Here is a 21,598-nt window from a genome sequence, read left to right as displayed (position 1 = left end):
GTCACGGAGCCGGCAGGGGTCGGCCGCGGAACCCGCACGTCCGGGTCCGCCGGCTCGACCGCGCCTCCGGCCGGGTCTAGCGTCCGGTGTGACCGCCGTCACCACCGAGGGGAGGCCGTCCGTGCCGCTCAGCCGGAGGTCGTTCCTCGCCGGGACGGTGGCCGCCCCGGCGCTGGCGGCCGCGGCCGGGGCACTCGGCGGGTGCGCCGGCACCGTCGTCCAGCCCGGCGACCTCTCCCGGCTGCGGCTGATGGCGCCGGCCAGCCCCGGCGGCGGGTGGGACACCACGGCGCGCGTCTTCCAGCGGGTCGTCCAGACCAGCGGCCTGGCCCGCAACGTGCAGGTGTTCAACGTCGAGGGCGCCGGCGGCACGATCGGCCTCGGCCAGCTCGCCCGGGAGACCGACGACGCGCTGCTCATGATGATGGGCCTGGTCATGGTCGGCGCCGTCGACACCAACGACTCCGCCACCCGGCTGTCCGACGTCACCCCGATCGCCCGGCTGATCGGCGAGACCGAGCTCATCGTCGCCCCGGCCGAGGCGCCCTACACCGACATCCGGGGCTTCGTGGAGGCGTGGGCCGCCGACCCGGCCGGCACCCCCATCGCCGGCGGCTCGGCCGGCGGCACCGACCAGATCCTCGCCGGGCTGCTGGCCGAGGCCGCCGGCATCGACCCCGGGCAGGTCAACTACATCGCCTACTCCGGCGGCGGTGAGTCGCTCGCCGCGCTGCTCGGCAATCAGGTCGCCGCCGGCATCTCCGGCCCCACCGACTACGGCGAGCAGGTCCGCACCGGCGACCTGATCGGCCTCGCGGTCTCCACGGCCGAGCGGTCCGACCAGGTGCCCGACGTCCCGACCCTGGTCGAGTCCGGCTTCGACGTCGAGGTCTCCAACTGGCGCGGCCTCATGGCCCGGCCGGGGATGTCGCGGGAGGCGCGCGAGGACCTCACGCAGCTCGTCGTGGACGTCCACGACACCCCCGAGTGGGCCGAGGCGGTCGAGACCAACGGCTGGGACGACCTGCTCCTCACCGGCGACGAGTACGGCGACTTCCTGGCCGACGAGGAGGCGCGGGTGCGCGCGATCCTGGAGCAGATCGGGCTCGTGCAGTGAGCGGCGCGTCGCCGGACCCGGACGTGTCCACCGCCGACGCCACCGGCACGCACGACGCCGCGGAGTCCCGGCACCCCGCCCCGCCGCCGGCCGGGGTCAGCCGCGGCGAGCTGGCGATGGTGGTCCTGCTCGGCGCGCTCGGGCTCTACCTCGTCCTCGACGCCGCGAACATCGCCGTCCCCGGCTCGGCGAACGCCATCGGCCCGCGCTTCTTCCCGTACCTGGTCGGCGGGGTGGTCCTGGCCACCGCGCTCGGGCTGGGCTTCCGCGTGCTCAAGGGGGACCGCGGGCCCTCCGACGAGAGCGAGGACGTCGACCCCGACGCCCCGACGTCGTGGGCTGCGGTCGGGGTCATCGCCGTCGCGTTCCTCGGCCACGCGCTGCTCATCAACGTCATCGGCTGGCCGCTGGCGGTCACGCTGATGTTCGCGCTCGTCGCCTGGGCCCTCGGCGCCCGCGGCATCGTGCGGCCGCTGCTGGCCGGCGGGGTGCTCTCGGTCGTCGTCTGGATCGTGTTCGTCAAGGGCCTCGGCGTCGCGCTGCCCGGCGGCACCCTCCTCGAGCTGGCGACGAGCTGGTTCTGATGGGCGCCCTCGCGGACCTGGCCGGCGGCTTCGTCGACGCGCTCACCCCGGTCAACCTGCTGTTCGCGCTGCTCGGCGTGCTGCTGGGCACCGCCGTCGGCGTGCTCCCGGGCATCGGCCCGGCGATGACCGTCGCGCTGCTGCTGCCGGTCACCTACGCGCTGGAGCCGACGACGGCGTTCATCATGTTCGCCGGCATCTACTACGGCGGCATGTACGGCGGGTCGACGACGTCGATCCTGCTCAACACCCCCGGCGAGTCCAGCTCGATCATGACCGCGCTCGAGGGCAACCGGATGGCCAAGGCCGGCCGCGGCGCCGCCGCGCTGGCCACCGCGGCGATCGGGTCGTTCGTCGCCGGCACCATCGCCACGCTGCTGCTGGCGCTGGTCGCCCCGACCGTCGTCGACCTGGCCATCGGCATCACCCCGGCCGACTACTTCGCCCTCGCCGTGCTGGCCTTCGTCGCGGTCGCCACCGTCCTGGGCGCCTCGCCGCTGCGCGGGCTGGCGTCCCTCGGCGTCGGTCTCTACCTCGGGCTGGTCGGCACCGACGTGCTCACCGGGCAGGAGCGGTTCACCCTCGGCGTCCCGCAGCTGGCCGACGGCATCGACGTCGTCGTGGTGGCGGTGGCGCTGTTCGCCGTGGGGGAGGCGCTGTACGTCGCCTCCCGGCTGCGCCGCGGGCCGGTGCAGGTGATGGCCGCCTCCGGGCCCTGGCTCACCCGCCGCGACCTGCGCCGCTCGGTCGGCCCGTGGCTGCGCGGGACGGCGCTGGGCTTCCCGCTCGGCGCGCTGCCGGCCGGCGGCGCGGAGATCCCGACGTTCCTGTCCTACGCCGCGGAACGGAAGCTCACGAAGCACCCGGAGGAGTTCGGCCGCGGGGCGATCGAGGGCGTCGCCGGACCGGAGGCGGCCAACAACGCCGCGGCCGCGGGCGTCCTCGTCCCGCTGCTCACCCTCGGCCTGCCCACCTCGGCCACCGCGGCGATCATCCTGGCCGCCTTCCAGGGCTACGGCATCCAGCCCGGCCCGACGCTGCTGTCCACCGAGTCCTCGCTGGTCTGGACGCTGATCGCCGCGCTCCTCGTCGGCAACGTCATGCTGCTGGTGCTCAACCTGCCGCTGGCCCGGGTGTGGGTGCAGCTGCTGCGCGTCCCGCGGCCCTACCTCTACGCCGGGATCCTGCTGTTCGCCTCGCTGGGCTGCTACGCGGTCAACGCCGACCCGCTGGACCTGGTCCTGCTGCTGGTCCTCGGCCTGCTCGGGTTCGTGATGCGCCGCTACGGCTGGCCGGTGGCCCCCGCGGTCATCGGGCTGATCCTCGGCCCGGTCGCCGAGACCAACCTGCGACGCGCGCTGGCGATCAGCAGCGGCGACCTCGGGGTGCTGGTCGAGACCTGGTTCAGCCGGGTCGTGCTGTTCCTGGCGCTGCTCGCCCTGGTGCTGCCGGTGCTGCTGCGGGCCGTGCGCGGCCGCCGCTCCACCCCGGAGGAGCTGCAGGCGGGGGAGGGGCTGCGGCACCACGAGCACGGGCAGGAGGAGCGCGTCGGTGCGCGCGCCGACGGGGAGGAGGAGCGGTGAGCCGGCAACCGGTGGTCGTCGTCGGGCACGTGCCCACCCCGCGCGGGCAGGCGGCGCTCGAGCACGCCCTGGCCGAGGCGCACCGCCGCGGCGCCCGGCTGGTCGTGGTCAACAGCAGCCGCGGCGACGCGCTGGTCGACGAGGAGTACCTGCAGGGCGCCCCGCTGCGCCGGCTGCAGGACGAGCTCACCGTCTCCGGCCTGCCCGTCGAGCTGCGCCAGCCGATCGGCCGCGACGTCGCCGAGGAGCTCGCCGACGCGGTGTCCGAGACCGGCGCGGAGCTGCTGGTCATCGGCCTGCGCCGGCGCAGCGCCGTCGGCAAGCTGCTCATGGGCAGCGCGGCCCAGCGGATCCTGCTCACCGTCGACTGCCCGATCCTCGCCGTGAAGGGTCCGCCCGCGGCGACGGCTTGAACGCCGGGCGTCACTGCGCTTATCTTCTGTGTGACGGACGTCACGCCGTCGGACCGGCGTGGCGGGGTCCTCGATGGATGGAGTCGCCCATGAGCGCGCTCACGCCCGACTGCGATCCCGACCTGGCGCACTGCGGTCAGCCCCGGCCCAGTGACGGGATCCGCTCCACGCTGGTCCTCGTGGGGCTCGTGGCCGTGGTGGCGTCCGCCGTGGGCACCGGGACCGTCTCCGGCGTGACGGCCTTCCTCGCCGGCGGGGTCGGGCTGGTCGCGGCGCTCCTGCTGGGGAGCCGCGCGGTCCGCCTGGGCCGGCGCGCCGTCGCGGCGGTGCACCTGCCGGCGCTGCACCGCTCCCGCCCGGCCGGCTGACCCCCGCCCGCCCTGCGGCGGGACGGGCGGACCGGCAGGCTGACCTCCGACGACGACGTCCGAGGAGGCCAGCCCCGTGACCCTGCCCGCCGACCCCACCCTCGTCCCCGCCGCCGACGGCACGCGGCTCGCCGAGCGCCGCTGGACCCCCGACGGCGAGGTGCGCGCGGTCGTGCAGGTCGTGCACGGGCTGTCCGAGCACGCCGGCCGCTACGGCCGCCTGGCCGCCGCGCTCACCGCCCGCGGGTTCGCCGTCGCCGCGCAGGACCAGCGCGGCCACGGGCTCACCGCGCGGTCGACCGGCCCCGGCCGGTTCGGCGACCCCGCCGCCGGTCACGCTGCGGGCAGCGACGCCGTCCTCGACGACGTCCGCGAGCTGGGCCGCCGGCTGGCCGCCGACCACCCCGGCGTCCCCTCCGTGCTGCTCGGCCACTCGCTCGGCTCGGCGGTCGCGCTGGCCTCGGCCGAGCGGGACGGCGACGGGCTGGCCGGGCTGGTGCTGTCCGGGCCGATCGGCGTGGCGCCGCACCTCGCCGCGACGGCGGAGCAGCTCGAGGCCGCGGTGGCCGGCGGGGCGGGCGACGAGCCGATGGAGGCCCTCGCCGCCTTCAACGCGCCGTTCGAGCCGGCGCGCACGCCCTACGACTGGCTGACCCGCGACCCGGCCGAGGTCGACGCCTACCTCGCCGACCCGCTGTGCGGCGACGACGTCCCGCCCACCCACCGGTACGGCGCCGGCATGTTCGCCCTCGCCGCCCGCGCCGCGACCCCCGAGGCCGTCGCCGGGCTGCCGGACGGCCTGCCGGTGTTGCTGCTGTCCGGGCGGCGCGACCCGGTCGGCGGCGAGGACGCCGCCCAGGTGACCGCACTCGCCGGCCTGCTGCGCGGGCGTGGCCTGCCGGTGGAGCAGCACGTCTACCCCGACGCCCGCCACGAGGTGTTCAACGAGACCAACCGGGACGAGGTGACCGCCGACCTGCTCGCCTGGCTGGAGTCGCGGGTGGGCTGAACCACACGGATGTGCTTCCCCGCGACCGAGGGTGAGCAGACCGTCGGCCGCGCCACCTACTGTGGATGCGTGCCCGACCCGTCCACGTACCGCCCGGCGGTCGGCTCCATCCCCGAGTCGCCGGGGGTCTACAAGTTCCGCGACCCCACGGGCCGCGTCGTCTACGTCGGCAAGGCCAAGAGCCTGCGCCAGCGGCTCAACAGCTACTTCGCCGACGTCGCGGGCCTGCACCCGCGCACCCGGCAGATGGTCACGACGGCGGCGAGCGTCGAGTGGACCGTCGTCGGCACCGAGGTCGAGGCCCTCCAGCTCGAGTACAACTGGATCAAGGAGTTCGACCCGCGGTTCAACGTCCGGTACCGCGACGACAAGAGCTACCCGTCGCTGGCCGTGACCCTCAACGAGGAGTACCCGCGGCTGCAGGTGATGCGCGGGCCGAAGAAGAAGGGCGTCCGCTACTTCGGCCCCTACGCGCACGCCTGGGCCATCCGCGAGACCCTCGACACGCTCACCCGCGTCTTCCCGGCCCGCACCTGCTCCAACGGCGTCTTCAAGCGCGCCGGGCAGATCGGCCGGCCCTGTCTGCTCGGCTACATCGGCAAGTGCGCCGCCCCCTGCGTGGGCCGGGTCAGCGCCGAGGAGCACCGGGCGATCGTCGACGACTTCTGCGACTTCATGGCCGGCCGCACCGACCTCATGGTCAAGCGCCTCGAGCGGGAGATGGCCGAGGCCGCCGAGGCGATGGAGTACGAGAAGGCCGCCCGGCTGCGCGACGACCTCGGCGCGCTGCGGCGGGCGATGGAGAAGCAGGCCGTCGTCCTGGGGGACGGCACCGACGCCGACGTCGTCGCGTTCGCGCAGGACGAGCTCGAGGCCGCCGTCCAGGTCTTCCACGTCCGCGGCGGCCGGGTGCGCGGCCAGCGCGGCTGGATCATCGACAAGGTCGAGGAGGTCACCACCGGCGAGCTGGTGGAGCAGTTCCTCCTGCAGGTCTACGGCGGCGTCGACGAGCAGACCGGCTCCTTCGAGGCGGGCGAGTCGGTGCCCAAGGAGGTGCTCGTCCCCGAGCTCCCCGACGACGCCGACGTCTACGAGGAGCTGCTCAGCGAGCTGCGCGGGTCGAAGGTGTCGCTGCGCGTGCCGCAGCGCGGCGACAAGCGCAGCCTGCTGGAGACCGTCGAGCGCAACGCGAAGGAGGCCTTCGCCCGGCACCGGGTCAAGCGCTCCAGCGACCTGACCGCCCGCTCGCTGGCCCTGGCGGAGCTGCAGGAGGCGCTCGAGCTGCCCGAGGCGCCGCTGCGCATCGAGTGCATCGACATCAGCCACGTGCAGCAGACGAACGTCGTCGCCTCGATGGTGGTGTTCGAGGACGGGCTGGCGAAGAAGTCCGACTACCGGCGCTTCGCCGTGCACGAGGGCACCGACGACACCGCGGCGATGGCCGAGGTGGTCCGCCGCCGCTTCGCCCGGCACCTCAAGGAGGAGGCCGACCGGCGCGACGAGCAGGGCGTCGCCGCGGAGGAGGGCCGGCCGCGCCGGTTCGCCTACCCGCCGAACCTGCTGGTCGTCGACGGCGGCGCCCCGCAGGTGGCCGCGGCGGCGCGGTCGCTGGACGAGCTGGGCATCGTCGACGTCGCCGTCTGCGGGCTGGCCAAGCGCATGGAGGAGGTGTGGCTGCCCGGGGAGAGCGACCCGGTGATCCTGCCGCGCACCTCCGAGGCGCTGTACCTGCTGCAGCGGGTGCGGGACGAGGCCCACCGGTTCGCGATCACCTACCACCGGCAGAAGCGTTCGGTCAGCATGCTGGTCTCCCTGTTGGACGACGTCCCCGGTCTCGGGGAGACGCGGCGGAAGGCGCTGATGAAGCAGTTCGGGTCCCTCAAGCGGCTGCGCGCGGCCACGGTGGAGGAGCTCACAGCCGTCCCCGGCATCGGCCGCCGGACGGCGGAGGCGGTCATGGCCGCCGTCGCCGAGCCCGCCACCGGGGACGACGCGGGCCGTCCCGCCGAGGAGGACGGGGCGCCGGTGACCGGCGCGGAGACCGGCGTGGAGGCCGGCGTGGGGACCGTCGTGGAGAGCACCACGGCACCCAGCGGACCGGCGGAGCGGGGCACCCCCCGCCCCGGGGCCGGGGAGACCGCCGAGGTCGGCCGGGTCGCCTCGTGAGCGCCGGGCAGGACGCGGGGACGGCGCCGGTGCCGTCCCCGGAGGGCCAGCACGGGCCGCACGCCGACGTCCCCGCCGGGCTCGACCCGGCCGGCACCGAGACCCCGCCGGTCGAGGTCGTCGTCGTCACCGGGCTGTCCGGCGCGGGCAAGAACACCGCCGGGCGGGTGCTCGAGGACCTCGGCTGGTACGTCGTCGAGAACCTGCCGCCGGCGTTGCTGCTGCCGATGGTGGAGCTCGGCGCCCGCGGCGACGTGCGCCGCTTCGCCGCCGTCGTCGACGTCCGCAGCCGGGCCTTCTCCAGCGACCTGCAGGAGGCCATCCGGGTGCTCGCCGAGGCCGGCCACCGTCCCCGGGTGGTGTTCGTGCACGCCCGCGACGAGGTGCTGGTGCGCCGCTACGAGTCCAACCGGCGCGAGCACCCGCTGCAGGGCTCCGGGCGCCCCCTCGACGGCATCACCGCCGAGCGCACGCTGCTCACCGGCATCGCCGGCGAGGCCGACCTGTGGGTGGACACCAGCGACCTCAACGTGCACCAGCTGCGCGCCACGCTGGAGAACGCCTTCGCCCGCGAGGGCCGCACGCCGCCGCTGACGGCGACCGTGCTCAGCTTCGGCTTCAAGTACGGGCTGCCGCTGGACGCCGACCTCGTCGTCGACGCCCGGTTCCTGCCCAACCCGCACTGGCTGCCGGAGCTGCGCCCGCACACCGGGCAGGACGCCGACGTCCGCGACTACGTGCTCGGCCAGGCCGACGCCGGGCCGTTCCTCGACCGCTACACCGAGGTCCTGCGGCTGCTCATCCCCGGCTACCGGCGGGAGGGCAAGCGCTACCTGACGCTCGCGGTCGGCTGCACCGGCGGCAAGCACCGCAGCGTCGCCATCGCCGAGGAGTTCGCCCGCCGGCTGCGCGCCGAGGGCACCGACGCGGTCGCGCGCCACCGCGACCTGGGCCGCGAGTAGTGGGCGGCGACGACACGGCGCCCGGGTCCGGCGGCCCCCGGGTCGTCGCCCTCGGCGGCGGCCACGGGCTGGCAGCGGCGCTGGGCGCCTGGCGGCGGATCACGCCCGACCTCACCGCCGTCGTCACGGTCGCCGACGACGGCGGCTCGTCCGGCCGCATCCGCCGGGAGATGCCGGTGCTGCCGCCCGGTGACCTGCGGATGGCGCTGGCCGCGCTGGCCGGCGAGGACGACGGCCGGCAGGAGATGGCCCGGCTGCTGCAGCACCGCCTCGGCGGCACCGGCGTGCTGGCCGGGCACCCGGTGGGCAACCTGCTGCTCACCGGGCTGGTCGAGCTGCACGGCGGCGACACCGTCCGCGCCCTCGACGCGGTCTGCGAGCTGGTCGGCGCGTGCGGCCGGGTGCTGCCGATGGCCGACGTGCCGCTGGACCTCGTCGCCCGCGTGGAGACCGTCGACCCCGACGACCCCGCGCGCACCCGCACCATCCGCGGGCAGGTCGCCATCGCGTCCACCCCGGGGCGGGTGCGCGACATCCTCGTGTCGCCGCCGGACCCGCCGGTGCACCCCGACGTGCTCGAGGCGATCGCCAGGGCCGACGTCGTGTCGCTGGGTCCCGGCTCCTGGTACACGTCGGTGCTGCCGCACCTGCTGGTGCCGCGGCTGCGCGCCGCGCTGGCCGCCACCCGCGCCCGGGTGGTCGTCGTCCTCAACCTGGAGCCGCAGCCGGGGGAGACCGACGGCTTCTCGCCGGAGGAGCACCTGCGGGTGCTGCAGGCGCACCTGGGCGGTGTGGCGCTGCACACCGTGGTCGCGGATGCGGAATCGGTGGTTGACCGCTGTGGTCTCCTGTCAGCGGTGCGCGAGTGTGGCGCCGAGCTGGTCCTGGCTCCGGTCGCCGCGCCCGACGGATCACCGCGCCACGACCCCGCGCGCCTGGGGGCCGCGCTGAGCTCGGTGGTCGGGGCACGGTGAGCGGGAACGGTCCCGGCCGGAGCACCGGGAGCGGGGGTGCCCAGACGGTACGAGGGGGAGAGGTGACGCCGAGGATGGCGCCGCAGCAGAGCAGGGGGTGGTCGTCGTGGCGATGACGGCCATGGTCAAGGACGAGCTGTCGCGGGTGGAGTGCACGCGCACCTCCGAGCGCAAGGCCGAGGTGACGGCGCTGCTGCGCTTCTCCGGCGGCCTGCACATCGTGGGCGGCCGGGTGGTCATCGAGGCCGAGCTGGACACCGGCTCGGTCGCACGCCGGCTGCGCCGGGACATCAGCGAGGTCTACGGCTACACGAGCGGGGTCAGCGTGCTCGCCGGCGGCAACATCCGCCGCGGCGTGCGGTACCTCGTCCGGATCGCCAAGCACGGCGAGGGCCTGGCCCGCCAGACCGGGCTGGTCGACCAGCGCGGGCGCCCGGTGCGCGGCCTGCCGCCGTCGGTGGTCTCCGGCAGCATCAACGACGCCGAGGCCGCCTGGCGGGGCGCCTTCCTCGCGCACGGCTCGCTCACCGAGCCCGGCCGCTCCTCGTCGCTCGAGGTGACGTGCCCGGGGCCGGAGGCGGCCATGGCCCTGGTCGGCGCGGCCCGCCGGCTGGGCATCGCCGCCAAGGCCCGCGAGGTCCGCGGCGCCGACCGGGTCGTCGTCCGCGACGGCGACGCGATCAGCGCGCTGCTCACCCGCATGGGCGCCCACGACGCGGTCCTGGCCTGGGAGGAGCGGCGGATGCGCCGCGAGGTCCGGGCCACCGCCAACCGGCTGGCCAACTTCGACGACGCCAACCTGCGCCGCTCGGCCCGCGCCGCGGTCGCGGCCAGCGCGCGCGTCGAGCGGGCGCTGGAGATCCTCGCGGGCGACGCCCCCGAGCACCTGCTCGTCGCCGGCCGGCTCCGCCTGGAGCACGGCCAGGCCTCGCTGGAGGAGCTCGGCCAGCGCGCCGACCCGCCGATGACCAAGGACGCCGTCGCAGGCCGGATAAGGCGTCTGCTGGCGATGGCCGACAAGCGGGCCAAGGACCTCGGCATCCCCGACACCGAGTCGGTGGTCACCGAGGACATGCTGGCTCAGTAGCGCTCGCGGCACCGACGACGACGGGGCGCCCTCCGCTCACGCGGGGGGCGCCCCGTCGTCGTCACCCCCGGGGGTGAGCGCCCGGCCGCGCCGCTGTACCCCGCGCCCGGTGCCGCCGATGGGCGGGGTGGAGGCGGCCGCCCGGGCCCGCCCCGGTGCGGAGCGGAGGCGGCATGACCGCGGGGAACTGGGCCGTCGTCTTCGGCTGTGCCGCGCTGGTCGCCGTCGGCACCGGCGTCCTGGCCTGGCGCCGGCGGCGGCGCACCCCCGCGGCCACCGCGCTCGCGGTCACCATGGCCGGCGTCGCCACCTGGTCGGCCGCCGACGGCGTCGTCTACCTGGCCGGCAGCGAGCCGGTCCAGCGCGTCTACGTCCCCCTGCTCATGGCCGCCGTCGGTCTGGTGGTCGTGGGCACCTGGGTGCTGGCCCGCACCGTCGCCGACCCCTCGTGGCGGCTCGCGCCGCGCGCCGCGGCGCTGCTGGCGGTCGAGCCGGTCCTGCTCGTCCTGACCGGGGCGCTGCCCGCGACCCGCGACCTGGTGATGACCGACATGGTCACCGGCACCGCGGGCGCCGAGTCCCGGGTGACGTTCGGGCCCCTGTTCCTGGCCCACACCGCCTACTCCTACGCGCTGATCGGCGTAGCCTACGCCGTCCTCGCGCGCCGATGGCTGCGCGTCGCCGGCGTCTTCCGCCGCCAGATCGGCATCCTGCTCGGCTCGGCGTGCCTGTCCACGGTCGGCAACGTGGTCGCGGTCGGCTCCCAGCTCGACGGGCACGGCACCGACGTCACCCCGCTGTTCTTCCTGCTCACCGGGCTCCTCGACTGCTGGGCCATCTTCCGCGGCGGCCTGCTGCGGCTGGTCCCGGTCGCCCGCGAGCAGGTCGTCGAGACCGTCCCCGACGCCGTGCTGGTCGTCGACCCCGACGGCGTGCTCATCGACTGCAACCCCGCCGCCACCCGGATGCTGCGGGAGCTGCGCCCCGACCTCGACGGCGACCTCGTCGGCCGTGCCCTGCACGACGTCGCCGGGCCCCGGGCGGTCGGGGTGCTGCTCAGCACCGAGCGCCGCGACGGCCACCGCGTCGCCCAGGTCCGGCCCGGCGTGTGGCTCGACGTGCGCGACTCCGCCGTCGCCGACCCCCGCGGCCGCGCGCTGGGCCGCATCCTCGTCGTCCGCGACGTGAGCGAGCAGCAGGAGCGGCAGCTCGCCGTCGAGCGGCTCAACCGGCAGCTGGCCGAGCAGGTCGAGGTCATCGAGCGGCTGCGCGCGGTCGTCGCCGAGGAGGCCGTCCGCGACCCGCTGACCGGCCTGCACAACCGCCGGCACCTCGACCGGGTGCTGGAGGCCGACCTCGCCCGCCGGCCGCGCACCGGGCAACTGTCGCTGCTCGTCGTCGACGTCGACCACTTCAAGGCCGTCAACGACCGCTTCGGCCACGCCTCCGGCGACCGGGTGCTCCTCGGCGTCGCCGGCACGCTCGCCGCCGCCGTCCGCGAGGGCGACACGGCCGCGCGGCTGGGCGGCGAGGAGTTCGTCGTGGTCCTGCCCGGCGCCGGGCGGGAGCAGGCGCTGGCCCGCGCCGAGCGGGTCCGCCGCGAGGTCGCCGCCGTCCGCCACCTGCTCGACGGCGAGGACGTCGCCGTCACCGTGAGCGTCGGCGTCGCCGTCTGCCCGGCCGACGGCACCTCGGCGGCCGCCCTGCTCGAGGCGGCCGACCGCGCGCTCTACACCGCCAAGGCGATCGGCCGCGACCGCGTCGTCGCCGCCGCGCCGGCCGCCGGTCCGGCGCTGCCCGTGCCGGCCCCGCCCGGCGACCTCCCGGAGCTCGTGGCCGGGGCCTGACCTCATCCGGACGGACCCCGCCCCGGCCGATAGGGTCGTCGCCGATCGAGGCCGCGCGCCGTGCGGCCGACCGGGGCGACGGGCGTCGCCGGGGACACATGGAGGTCAGTCGTGACCGTACGCGTGGGCATCAACGGGTTCGGCCGGATCGGGCGCAACTTCTGGCGTGCCGCCGCGGCCAGCGGCAAGGACATCGAGATCGTGGCGGTCAACGACCTGACCAGCCCCGAGGTCCTGGCCCACCTGCTCAAGTACGACAGCATCCTGGGGGTGCTGGGCGAGGACGTCGCCGCCTCCGACGGCGGCATCGACATCGCCGGCAAGACCATGAAGGTCCTGTCCGAGCGCGACCCGGCGGCGCTGCCGTGGGGCGACCTCGGCGTCGACGTGGTCGTCGAGTCCACCGGCTTCTTCACCAAGGCCGACGACGCCCGCAAGCACGTGGACAAGGGCGGCGCGAAGAAGGTCGTCATCTCGGCGCCGGCCACCGGCGACGACCTGACCATCGTCATGGGCGTCAACCACGAGAAGTACGACGGCACCCAGACGATCATCAGCAACGCGTCCTGCACCACGAACTGCCTGGCCCCGCTGGCCAAGGTGCTCAACGACGCCTTCGGCATCGAGCGCGGCCTGATGACGACGATCCACGCCTACACCGCCGACCAGAACCTGCAGGACGGCCCGCACAAGGACCTGCGCCGCGCCCGCGCCGCCGCGCTCAACATGGTCCCCACCTCGACCGGCGCCGCGAAGGCGATCGGCCTGGTGCTGCCGGAGCTGCAGGGCAAGCTCGACGGCTACGCCGTCCGCGTCCCGGTGCCCACCGGCTCGGCCACCGACCTCACCGTCCAGCTGACCCGCGAGGCCTCGGCCGACGACATCGACGCCGCCTACCGCGAGGCCGCCGAGTCCGGCCCGCTGGCCGGGATCCTCAAGTACACCTCGGCGCCGATCGTCTCCTCCGACATCGTCACCGACCCGGCCTCGTGCATCTACGACGCGAAGCTGACCAAGGTCTTCGGGCCGATGGCCAAGGTGCTCGGCTGGTACGACAACGAGTGGGGCTACTCCAACCGGCTGGTCGACTCGGTCGAGCTCGTCGGCGACTCGCTCTGATGCGGTCCCTCGACGACCTGCTCGCCGAGGGGGTGTCGGGTCGGCGCGTGCTGCTGCGCGCCGACCTGAACGTCCCCCTCGACAAGCAGACCCGGGCCATCACCGACGACGGCCGGATCCGGGCGAGCCTGCCGACGATCGCGGCGCTGCGCGACGCCGGCGCCCGCGTCGTCGTCGCGGCGCACCTGGGCCGGCCCAAGGGCGCGCCCGACCCGCAGTACTCGCTGGCCCCGGTCGCCGCGCGGCTGGGGGAGCTGCTCGGCGCGGAGGTCCCGCTGGCCGCCGACGTCGCCGGCGAGGACGCCCGCGCCCGGGCGGACGCGCTCGGCGACGGCGACGTCCTGCTGCTGGAGAACGTCCGCTTCGAGGCCGCCGAGACCAGCAAGGACGACGCCGAGCGCGGCGAGCTCGCCGACCGGCTCGCCGCGCTGGCCGACGTCTACGTCGACGACGCGTTCGGCGCCGTGCACCGCAAGCACGCGTCGGTGTTCGACGTCGCGCAGCGGCTGCCGCACGTGGCCGGCCGGCTCGTGGCCACCGAGCTCGACGTGCTGCAGCGGCTGACCACCGACCCCGACCGGCCCTACGTCGTGGTGCTCGGCGGCTCGAAGGTCAGCGACAAGCTCGCCGTCATCGAGGCGCTGCTGCCCAAGGTGGACCGGCTGCTCGTCGGCGGCGGGATGTGCTTCACCTTCCTCGCCGCGCAGGGCCACGGCGTCGGCAGGTCCCTGCTGGAGGCCGACCAGGTCGACACCTGCCGCCGGCTGCTGGCCGAGGCGGGGGAGCGGATCGTGCTGCCGGTCGACGTCGTCGTCGCGCCGGAGTTCAGCGCCGACGTGGAGACCGCCGTCGTCGCGGCCGAGCAGATCCCCGACGGGCAGATGGGTCTCGACGTCGGCCCGCGCACCGTCGAGGCGTTCGGCCGCGAGCTGGCCGGCGCCCGCACGGTCTTCTGGAACGGCCCGATGGGCGTGTTCGAGCTGGCGCCCTTCCAGGCCGGCACCCGCGGCGTGGCCGAGGCCGTGGCCGCCGTCGATGGGCTGTCGGTGGTCGGCGGCGGCGACTCCGCGGCCGCGGTCCGGCAGCTCGGCCTCGACGAGGCGGCCTACGGGCACATCAGCACCGGCGGCGGCGCGTCGCTGGAGTACCTCGAGGGCCGGGAGCTGCCGGGCCTCGCGGTGCTCGCGGACTGAGGGGGCCGGGGATGGCACGCACCGCGCCGCGCGCCCCGCGCGAGGGCCGCCGCCCGCTGATCGCGGGCAACTGGAAGATGCACATGACGCACCTGGAGGCCATCGGCCTGGTGCAGAAGCTCGTCTTCAGCCTCAAGGAGAGGGAGCTCGACGACGCCGAGGTCGTCGTGCTCCCGCCGTTCACCGCGCTGCGCAGCGTGCAGACGCTGGTCACCGGCGACAAGCTGCCGGTCGGCTACGGCGCGCAGGACCTGTCGGCGCACGACTCCGGCGCCTACACCGGCGAGGTCAGCGGCGCGATGCTCGCCGCGCTGGCCTGCGGCTTCGTCGTCGTCGGCCACTCCGAGCGGCGCGCGCTGCACGGCGAGGACGACGCGACGGTGGCCGCCAAGGTGCAGGCCGCGCTGCGGCACGGGCTCACGCCGATCCTGTGCGTGGGCGAGGGCCTCGACGTCCGCCGCGCGGGGCAGCACGTCCCGCACTGCACCGACCAGCTCGACGCCGCGCTCGAGGGGCTGTCGGCCGACCAGGTGCGCGGGGTCGTGCTGGCCTACGAGCCGGTGTGGGCGATCGGCACCGGCGAGGTGGCCACCCCCGAGGACGCCCAGGAGGTGTGCGGCGCACTACGGTCCCGCCTCGACGGGCGTTTCGGCCCGGAGACGGCCTCGGCGGTCCGTATCCTCTACGGCGGGTCGGTGAAGGCCGCGAACACGGCCGGGATCCTGGCCGGGCCGGACGTCGACGGTGCACTGGTCGGTGGCGCGAGCCTGGACGCCGACGAGTTCGCGCAGATCTGTCGGATCGCCGCAGGCGGCAGCTAGCCCGCGGCCGCACGGGAGCGGGTGGGTGGACAGCACGCTGCAGGGACCCGCCCGCTCCCGGGGCCGCCGCCTGCCCGAGTGGCTGCGCGGCACGCCCGGGCGCGTCCTCGGGCTCGCCCTCGTCGTCCTGCTCGTCGTCGCGGTGGCCGTGAGCTGCAGCGGCGGCGGGGACGGCGACAGCGGCGTCCCGGTGCTCGGCGACGGGCCCGACGCCGGCGTCGACGGCGTCCGCGCGCCCTCCGACGCGACCGGCGGCACGCTGCGCGTGGTCACCAGCGAGGTCGACAGCCTCGACCCGCAGCGGTCCTACCAGCCCGGCGTGTGGAACCTCATGCGGCTCTACACCCGCACCCTGGTGACCTACGCCAGCGAGCCCGGCCGCACCGGCGAGCTGGTGCCCGACCTCGCCACCGACCTCGGCACCACCCCAGACGGCGGCCTGAGCTGGACGTTCACCCTCGAGCAGGGCGCCCGCTTCGAGAACGGCCGGGCGATCACCTCGCGCGACGTCAAGTACGGCATCGAGCGGTCCTTCGCCTCCGACGTCGTGGTCGGCGGGCCCACCTACGTCGTGGACCTGCTCGACGACCCCGAGAACCCCTACGCCGGGCCGTACCAGGACGAGACCCCGGGCAGGCTGGGGCTGGCCGCGATCGAGACGCCCGACGACGCCACGATCACCTTCCGGCTGCGCTCGGCCCAGCCCGACTTCCCCTACGTGCTGGCGCTGCCCTCGAGCAGCCCGGTGCCGATCGAGAACGACACCGGCGCCGCCTACGGCAGCGACCCGGTCTCCTCCGGCCCCTACGCGGTCACCACCGTCGACGCCGCGACCGGCATCGTCCTCGACCGCAACCCGCAGTGGGACCCGGCCGCCGACGAGGTCCGGACGGCGCTGCCCGACCGCGTCGTCGTCCGCACCGGGCTGTCCACCCTGGAGCGGGACCAGGAGCTGCTCGCCGGCTCGGCCGATGTCGACGTCTCCGGCGCCGGCCTGCACGCGGCCACCGCCGCCCGGCTCGCCGAGGGCGCGGGCGGCGACGTGCCGCTGACCGACCGGGTCGACGACCTGACCACCGGCGCGGTGCGGCTGCTCGCGCTGCCCACCGACGTCGCGCCGATGAACGACCCGAACTGCCGGGCCGCGGTGGCCGCCGCGATCGACCGCGGCGCCGTCCAGGAGGTCGCCGGCGGCGCGGACAACGCCGTCCGCACCTCGCAGCTGTGGCCGCGGTCCCTGGGCGGCGGGCCGGAGGACCCCGACCCGGGCCCCGACCCCGACGCCGCCCGGGAGGCGCTGGCCGCCTGCGGGCAGCCCGACGGGTTCCGCACGGTCCTCGCCGTGCCGGACGCCCAGGCCAGCGTCGCGGTGGCCGAGGAGGTCGTCGCGCAGCTCGCGGAGGTCGGGATCACCGCGGAGCTGCGCCCGCTGCCGGCGACCAGCTTCTACGCCACCGACGTCGGCAGTCCGGACAACGTGGCGCGCAACGGCTTCGGCATCGTGCTGGCCACCTGGACCGCCGACTTCCCGACGCCGGGCTCGTTCCTCGTGCCGCTGGTCGACGGCCGCTCGGTGAGCCTGGTCGGCAACACCAACTACGCCCGGCTCACCGACCCGGCGATCTCCGGGCTGGTCGACGCCGCCCGCGCCGCCGCCGACCCGGAGGCGGCCCGGGGCGCCTGGCGGGAGGTCGCGACGGCGGCCGGCGGGACCGGCGCCTACGTGCCGCTGGTGGAGACGCGCGTGCAGCTCCTGGCCGGGCAGCGGCTGCGCAACGGGCTGGTCATGGAGCCCTACGCGGGGCACGACCTGGCCACCGCGGGCGTGCGCTGACCGGGACGCCTACGGGCACCGGTTACGCTGGGGCCATGGTCGAGCTCGTCCTCAACGTGCTGCTGGTCCTCACCAGCGTGCTGCTCGTGGTGCTGATCCTGCTGCACCGGGGCAAGGGCGGTGGCCTGTCCTCGATGTTCGGCGGCGCGGTCTCCTCCCAGCTGTCCGGCTCCTCGGTGGTCGAGAAGAACCTCAACCGGCTCACCGTGTTCACCGGCCTGATCTGGACCGTGTGCATCGTGGCGCTGGGCATCCTGCTCAAGGTGTAGCCCCGCCCCGCCCCTGGTCGCGGCGAAATCGTGACCGGGGAGACACCCTCAGGCCCTAGACTGCCCGGGCGGCGTGATCACGCGCCGTGACGATCCAGCAGGCAGGTCAGGACGAGGGGGCGCTCGTGGCTGGTGGCAACGCGATCCGGGGGACCCGGGTCGGCGCGGGTCCGATGGGTGAGGCCGAGCGCGGAGAGGCGGCCCCGCGGCACCGGGTCGGCTACTGGTGCAGCTCGGGTCACGAGACGCGGGTAGCCTTCGCCACCGACGCGGAGGTCCCCGAGACCTGGGACTGCCCGCGCTGCGGTCTCCCGGCCGGTCAGGACCCGCAGGCGCCGCCGCCGGCGCCACGGACCGAGCCGTACAAGACGCACCTCGCCTACGTGCGTGAGCGGCGCAGCGACGCCGACGGTGACGCCCTCCTCGAGGAGGCCCTCGCCAAGCTGCGGGCCCGCCGCGGCGCCTAGAGCTCCGGTCTGACCGCCCCGGCGGCGGCCCCGTGGGCCGCCGCCGGGGCACCGGGCGTGCCGGGCGTCGGCAGCCCGCGGCCGTCGGCCAGCGGCCGCCCTCGCGGTGCGGCGCCGGGTCGACGGGCAGCACCCCGCGGAGCACGACCGACAGCCGCCACGGCTCGTCCTCCCGCACCCGCGTGCGGGAGGAGGACGCGTCGGCCTCCGTCGACGGCGCACGGCAGGCAGCCGTCGACGGTGGTCACCCCGCCCCGGGCAGGCGGCTCGCGGCGGCGGCGTCGAGCAGCCAGCGGGTCGCCCGGCGGCCGCGGGCCCCGGCGGCCGGGACCTCGGCGCGGTCGGCGCCACCCAGCGCCCGTGCCACGGCCTCGGCCTTGCCCTCCCCGGACACCAGCAGCCAGACCTCCTCGGCGGCGGTGATCGCGGCGAAGCCGAGGCTCACCCGCGTCGGCGGCGGCTTCGGGCAGTCCCGCACAGGCACCACGGTCCGTTCGTCGGAGACCGCGGGGGAGTCCGGGAAGATCGACGCCACGTGGCCCTCGGGGCCCATCCCGAGCAGCAGGACGTCGAACCGGGGGAGCGGGCCGTCGGTCCCGGCGTCGCGGGCGGCGTCGGCCAGGGCCCCGGCGTACCAGTCCGCGGCCTCCTCCGGGGTGTCGAAGCCGGCGTCGGACGCCGGGATCGGGTGCACCCGCTCCGGCGGCGCCCCGACCCGGTCCAGCAGCGCCTCGCGGGCGCCCTTCTCGTTGCGCTCGTCGTCGTCGGCCGGGACGAACCGCTCGTCGCCCCACCAGACGTCGACGGCGGTCCAGTCGACCGCCTGACCGGGCGCCGGCTCCTCGGCCAGCTCCGCGGCGTGCCGCAGCACCGCCGTCCCGATCCCGCCGCCGGTGAGCACCACCGACGCCGTCCCGTGCACCGCCTGGGCCGCGGCCAGCCGCGCGACCAGCGCGGAGGCCACCGCCCGCGCCAGCAGCTCGGCGTCGGGCTCGACGACGATCCCGGGCGTGGGGCCCTCGATCCGCTCCGCGAGCGCCTCGGCGATCCGGTCCCCGGGAGGCAGCGTCACCGCGCCGCTCCGGAGCCGGCCTCGGACGGGGTCTCGGGCGCCGTCGGGTCCGGGGTGTCGTGCTCGCCGTGCTCGGCCACCTCGTCGGTGCCCTCGGAGTCCGGCGGCACCGTCGGCGCCTCCCCGTGCGGGCTGTTGGTGCCGACGTCGTCCCTCGCGAACGGCGCGCCCGCGTGCTCGGCCGGGTCCACCCACACGTGCGCGCGCACCGGCGCCCGGCCGGCCAGGCCGGTCACCCCGGTGGTGGCCTCCAGCGCCTCGGCGTACGGCTCGTCGGGGTCCAGCCGGCGCAGCTCCTCGCCGAGCAGGTCGCCCAGCGACCGGTCGGGCAGCGCCATCGTGGCGTCGGGCCGGTACGGCTGGCTGATCACCGCGCCGCCGCGGCGGTCGGCGTGCACGCGCACCTCCTCGTCCTGGTCCAGCGTCAGGAACACCGAGTCGATGCCGCTGGGCCCGGGGTGCCGGGTGGCCTGCACGACCTCGACCGCGCTGCCGGTGCGGGACGCGAGCCAGCCGCGCAGCAACTGGGCGGTGGCCGCCCCGGGGTCGCCCTCGACGCGGGCGCCGAGCACCTTCACCACGTCCCCGCGGCGGCCGGACACCGAGTCCAGCGCGGAGGTGAGCGTCGCCCGCCAGCCGGTGGCGCGGGTCCAGGCCAGGTCGGTGTCGCCGGGGGAGTAGTCGTGCGCCCGGGTCCGCAGCGAGGCCAGCTGGTCCGACGCCGACGTGCTGTCGGTGATCCGCCGGTCGGCGATGACCGCGAGCGCGTCGGTGCTCAGCTGCCGCGGCGGCTCGGTGTGCCACCAGGTGACCACCGGCGCGTCGGCGGCCAGCAGCGGCAGCACGACCGACTCCGCGTGCAGCGCCAGGCGCCCGTACATGCGCATGACGACCGCCTCGCCGGGGCCCAGCCGCCCGCCGATGGACACCTCGGCGTCCAGCCGCGGCACCGGGGCCTCGATCTGCCGGCGGACGACGACGAGGATCCGGCAGGGGTGCTGCTCGGCGGCCGCCGTCGCGGCCTCCTCGGCCTCGGCCACCCGGCCCTCGTCGGCCACGACCACCAGGGTCAGCGCCACCCCCGACAGCACCGCTCCGCCGGTCCGCCGCTGGGCGGCGAGCTCCTTGACCACGGCCGAGCCGGTGGTGTCCCAGAGCGTCGTCATCGCGTCTCCTCTCCGCGGGGGCGCCTCACGGACGCCGCCACCGGCGGCCCTCGGCGGCCAGCATCTCGTCGGCCGCGCGCGGCCCCCACTCGCCGGCCCGGTAGGCGTGCGGCGTGCTGCCGGCCCAGAACTCCTCGAGCGGGTCGATGACGGCCCAGGAGGCCTCGACCTCGGCGTTGCGCGGGAACAGCGTGGCGTCGCCGAGCAGCACGTCCAGCAGCAGCCGCTCGTAGGCCTCGGGGCTGGCCTCGGTGAACTGCTCGCCGTAGAGGAAGTCCATGGACACGTCCCGGACCTCCATGACGCTGCCGGGCACCTTCGACCCGAACTTGAGGGTGACCCCCTCGTCGGGCTGCACGCGCACCACCAGCTGGTTGTTGCCCAGCTCCTCGGTGTCGGTGTCGGCGAAGGGCAGGTGCGGCGCCCGGTTGAACACCAGCGCGATCTCGGTGACCCGCCGCGGCAGCCGCTTGCCGGTGCGCAGGTAGAACGGCACGCCGGCCCACCGGCGGGTCTCCACCCCGAGCCGGACCGCGGCGTAGGTCTCGGTGGTCGAGTGCGCGTCGACGCCCTCCTCCTGCCGGTAGCCCCTGGCCCGCTGACCCGCCAGCCAGCCCTGCTCGTACTGGCCGCGGACGGCGAAGGTGTGCAGGTCCTCGGGCAGCGAGATCGCGCGCAGCACCTTGAGCTTCTCGGTGCGGATCTCGTCGGCCGAGAACTCGACCGGCTCCTCCATCGCGGTGAGCGCGAGCAGCTGCAGCAGGTGGTTCTGCAGCACGTCGCGCGCCGCCCCGGTCTTCTCGTAGAAGCCCGCCCGCCCGCCGATGCCGACGTCCTCGGCCATGGTGATCTGCACCGAGTCGACGTGGTGGCCGTTCCAGACCGGCTCGAACAGCTCGTTGGCGAACCGCAGCGCCATGAGGTTCTGGACGGTCTCCTTGCCCAGGTAGTGGTCGATGCGGAAGACGTCCTCGGCGCTGAACACCGAGTCGACCAGCTCGTTGAGCTCCCGGCTGGAGGCGAGGTCGGTGCCGAAGGGCTTCTCGACGACGACCCGCCGCCACCGGTCCGGCGTGCTCTCGGCCATGCCGGTGCGCTGCATCTGCTTGAGCACGACGGGGAACATCGCCGGCGGGATCGACAGGTAGAACGCCGCGTTGCCGCCGATGCCGTGGCTGCTCTCCAGGTCGGCGAGGGCGTGGGCGAGCTCGTCGAAGGCGTTGTCGTCGTCGAAGGAGCCCTGGACGAACCGGACGCTGTTGGCCAGCCGCTCCCACACCTCCTCCCGCCACGGCGTGCGGGCCGCGTTGCGGGCCGCGTCCCGTGCCAGCTCGGCGAAGTCCTGGTCACCCCAGTCCCGCCGGGCGAAGCCCAGCAGCGCGAAGTTCGTCGGCAGCAGCCCGCGGTTGGCCAGGTCGTACACGGCCGGGAGCAGCTTCTTGCGGGCCAGGTCGCCGGTGATGCCGAAGACGACCAGGGCGCAGGGCTCGGGGACCCGCGGCAGCCGCCGGTCCCGCGGGTCGCGCAGCGGGTTGGGGATCACGTGC

General features: G+C 75.7%; 20 protein-coding genes. 17 read left to right on the top strand and 3 right to left on the bottom strand.

Features of this window, described 5'->3' with window-relative positions; genetic code table 11:
* The first annotated feature begins 121 nt into the window (after positions 1–121).
* The 17 genes from ACFO3M_RS19910 to ACFO3M_RS19830 all read left to right on the top strand — a co-directional run bounded on the left by ACFO3M_RS19910 (position 122) and on the right by ACFO3M_RS19830 (position 17,813).
* Positions 122–1,117, top strand: coding sequence for a Bug family tripartite tricarboxylate transporter substrate binding protein (locus tag ACFO3M_RS19910; RefSeq protein WP_387993006.1), 996 nt, complete (start codon positions 122–124; stop codon positions 1,115–1,117).
* A 23-nt stretch (positions 1,118–1,140) separates the two neighbouring features.
* On the top strand, positions 1,141–1,701 hold the full coding sequence (locus ACFO3M_RS19905) for a tripartite tricarboxylate transporter TctB family protein (protein WP_387993003.1): 561 nt from the start codon (positions 1,141–1,143) through the stop codon (positions 1,699–1,701).
* Positions 1,701–3,284: a tripartite tricarboxylate transporter permease gene (locus tag ACFO3M_RS19900; protein WP_387993001.1), complete on the top strand. Its 1,584-nt coding sequence runs from the start codon at positions 1,701–1,703 to the stop codon at positions 3,282–3,284. Before ACFO3M_RS19905 ends, ACFO3M_RS19900 begins: the two co-directional genes overlap by 1 nt.
* Positions 3,281–3,697 (top strand): universal stress protein, encoded by a 417-nt coding sequence (locus ACFO3M_RS19895; protein WP_387992998.1) that lies wholly within the window; start codon positions 3,281–3,283, stop codon positions 3,695–3,697. The genes ACFO3M_RS19900 and ACFO3M_RS19895 overlap by 4 nt, the downstream gene beginning before the upstream one ends.
* Before the next feature lie 89 nt (positions 3,698–3,786).
* Positions 3,787–4,065, top strand: a complete 279-nt coding sequence (locus ACFO3M_RS19890; RefSeq protein ID WP_387992996.1) for a hypothetical protein — start codon at positions 3,787–3,789, stop codon at positions 4,063–4,065.
* 76 nt (positions 4,066–4,141) lie between these two features.
* A complete protein-coding gene (locus ACFO3M_RS19885; protein ID WP_387992993.1) occupies positions 4,142–5,074 on the top strand; it encodes an alpha/beta fold hydrolase in 933 nt (310 codons plus the stop codon).
* Between the two features lie 69 nt (positions 5,075–5,143).
* A complete protein-coding gene (gene uvrC / locus ACFO3M_RS19880; RefSeq protein ID WP_387992990.1) occupies positions 5,144–7,240 on the top strand; it encodes an excinuclease ABC subunit UvrC in 2,097 nt (698 codons plus the stop codon).
* Positions 7,237–8,202, top strand: coding sequence for an RNase adapter RapZ (gene rapZ / locus ACFO3M_RS19875; RefSeq protein WP_387992987.1), 966 nt, complete (start codon positions 7,237–7,239; stop codon positions 8,200–8,202). The genes uvrC and rapZ overlap by 4 nt, the downstream gene beginning before the upstream one ends.
* Positions 8,202–9,176 carry a gluconeogenesis factor YvcK family protein gene (locus ACFO3M_RS19870; protein ID WP_387992984.1) on the top strand — a complete coding sequence of 325 codons (975 nt, stop codon included), beginning with the start codon at positions 8,202–8,204 and terminating at the stop codon, positions 9,174–9,176. Before rapZ ends, ACFO3M_RS19870 begins: the two co-directional genes overlap by 1 nt.
* Before the next feature lie 97 nt (positions 9,177–9,273).
* Entirely contained in the window at positions 9,274–10,263 is a 990-nt protein-coding gene (whiA, locus tag ACFO3M_RS19865) for a DNA-binding protein WhiA (protein WP_456902948.1), read from the top strand.
* Between the two features lie 173 nt (positions 10,264–10,436).
* On the top strand, positions 10,437–12,110 hold the full coding sequence (locus tag ACFO3M_RS19860; RefSeq protein WP_387992981.1) for a histidine kinase N-terminal 7TM domain-containing diguanylate cyclase: 1,674 nt from the start codon (positions 10,437–10,439) through the stop codon (positions 12,108–12,110).
* Positions 12,111–12,221: 111 nt separating this feature from the next.
* Positions 12,222–13,229, top strand: coding sequence for a type I glyceraldehyde-3-phosphate dehydrogenase (gap, locus tag ACFO3M_RS19855; protein WP_387992978.1), 1,008 nt, complete (start codon positions 12,222–12,224; stop codon positions 13,227–13,229).
* Positions 13,229–14,422 (top strand): phosphoglycerate kinase, encoded by a 1,194-nt coding sequence (locus ACFO3M_RS19850; protein ID WP_387992976.1) that lies wholly within the window; start codon positions 13,229–13,231, stop codon positions 14,420–14,422. Before gap ends, ACFO3M_RS19850 begins: the two co-directional genes overlap by 1 nt.
* An 11-nt stretch (positions 14,423–14,433) precedes the next feature.
* Positions 14,434–15,243, top strand: a complete 810-nt coding sequence (gene tpiA / locus ACFO3M_RS19845) for a triose-phosphate isomerase (protein ID WP_387992973.1) — start codon at positions 14,434–14,436, stop codon at positions 15,241–15,243.
* 25 nt (positions 15,244–15,268) lie between these two features.
* Positions 15,269–17,077, top strand: coding sequence for an ABC transporter substrate-binding protein (locus tag ACFO3M_RS19840; RefSeq protein WP_387992970.1), 1,809 nt, complete (start codon positions 15,269–15,271; stop codon positions 17,075–17,077).
* A 35-nt stretch (positions 17,078–17,112) separates the two neighbouring features.
* Entirely contained in the window at positions 17,113–17,346 is a 234-nt protein-coding gene (gene secG, locus ACFO3M_RS19835; protein ID WP_387992967.1) for a preprotein translocase subunit SecG, read from the top strand.
* Positions 17,347–17,432: 86 nt separating this feature from the next.
* Complete coding sequence (locus ACFO3M_RS19830) at positions 17,433–17,813, top strand: RNA polymerase-binding protein RbpA (RefSeq protein WP_458168009.1); 381 nt, start codon at positions 17,433–17,435, stop codon at positions 17,811–17,813.
* A 244-nt stretch (positions 17,814–18,057) separates the two neighbouring features.
* Here the strand turns inward: ACFO3M_RS19830 and pgl are convergent, their stop codons facing one another.
* Genes pgl through zwf form a run of 3 tightly spaced genes read right to left on the bottom strand, consistent with a single transcriptional unit; the run spans position 18,058 to position 21,594 of the window.
* Positions 18,058–18,885, bottom strand: coding sequence for a 6-phosphogluconolactonase (gene pgl / locus ACFO3M_RS19825; RefSeq protein WP_387992964.1), 828 nt, complete (start codon positions 18,883–18,885; stop codon positions 18,058–18,060).
* Complete coding sequence (locus ACFO3M_RS19820; RefSeq protein ID WP_387992961.1) at positions 18,882–20,051, bottom strand: glucose-6-phosphate dehydrogenase assembly protein OpcA; 1,170 nt, start codon at positions 20,049–20,051, stop codon at positions 18,882–18,884. The genes pgl and ACFO3M_RS19820 overlap by 4 nt, the downstream gene beginning before the upstream one ends.
* 25 nt (positions 20,052–20,076) lie before the next feature.
* Positions 20,077–21,594, bottom strand: a complete 1,518-nt coding sequence (gene zwf / locus ACFO3M_RS19815) for a glucose-6-phosphate dehydrogenase (RefSeq protein WP_387992959.1) — start codon at positions 21,592–21,594, stop codon at positions 20,077–20,079.
* Between the last annotated feature and the right edge of the window lie 4 nt (positions 21,595–21,598).

Source organism: Geodermatophilus arenarius (assembly GCF_042654585.1).
Taxonomy (GTDB): domain Bacteria; phylum Actinomycetota; class Actinomycetes; order Mycobacteriales; family Geodermatophilaceae; genus Geodermatophilus; species Geodermatophilus arenarius.
The sequence above is the reverse complement of the archived record's forward strand: the minus strand, read 5'-3'. Positions and strand labels throughout refer to the sequence as shown.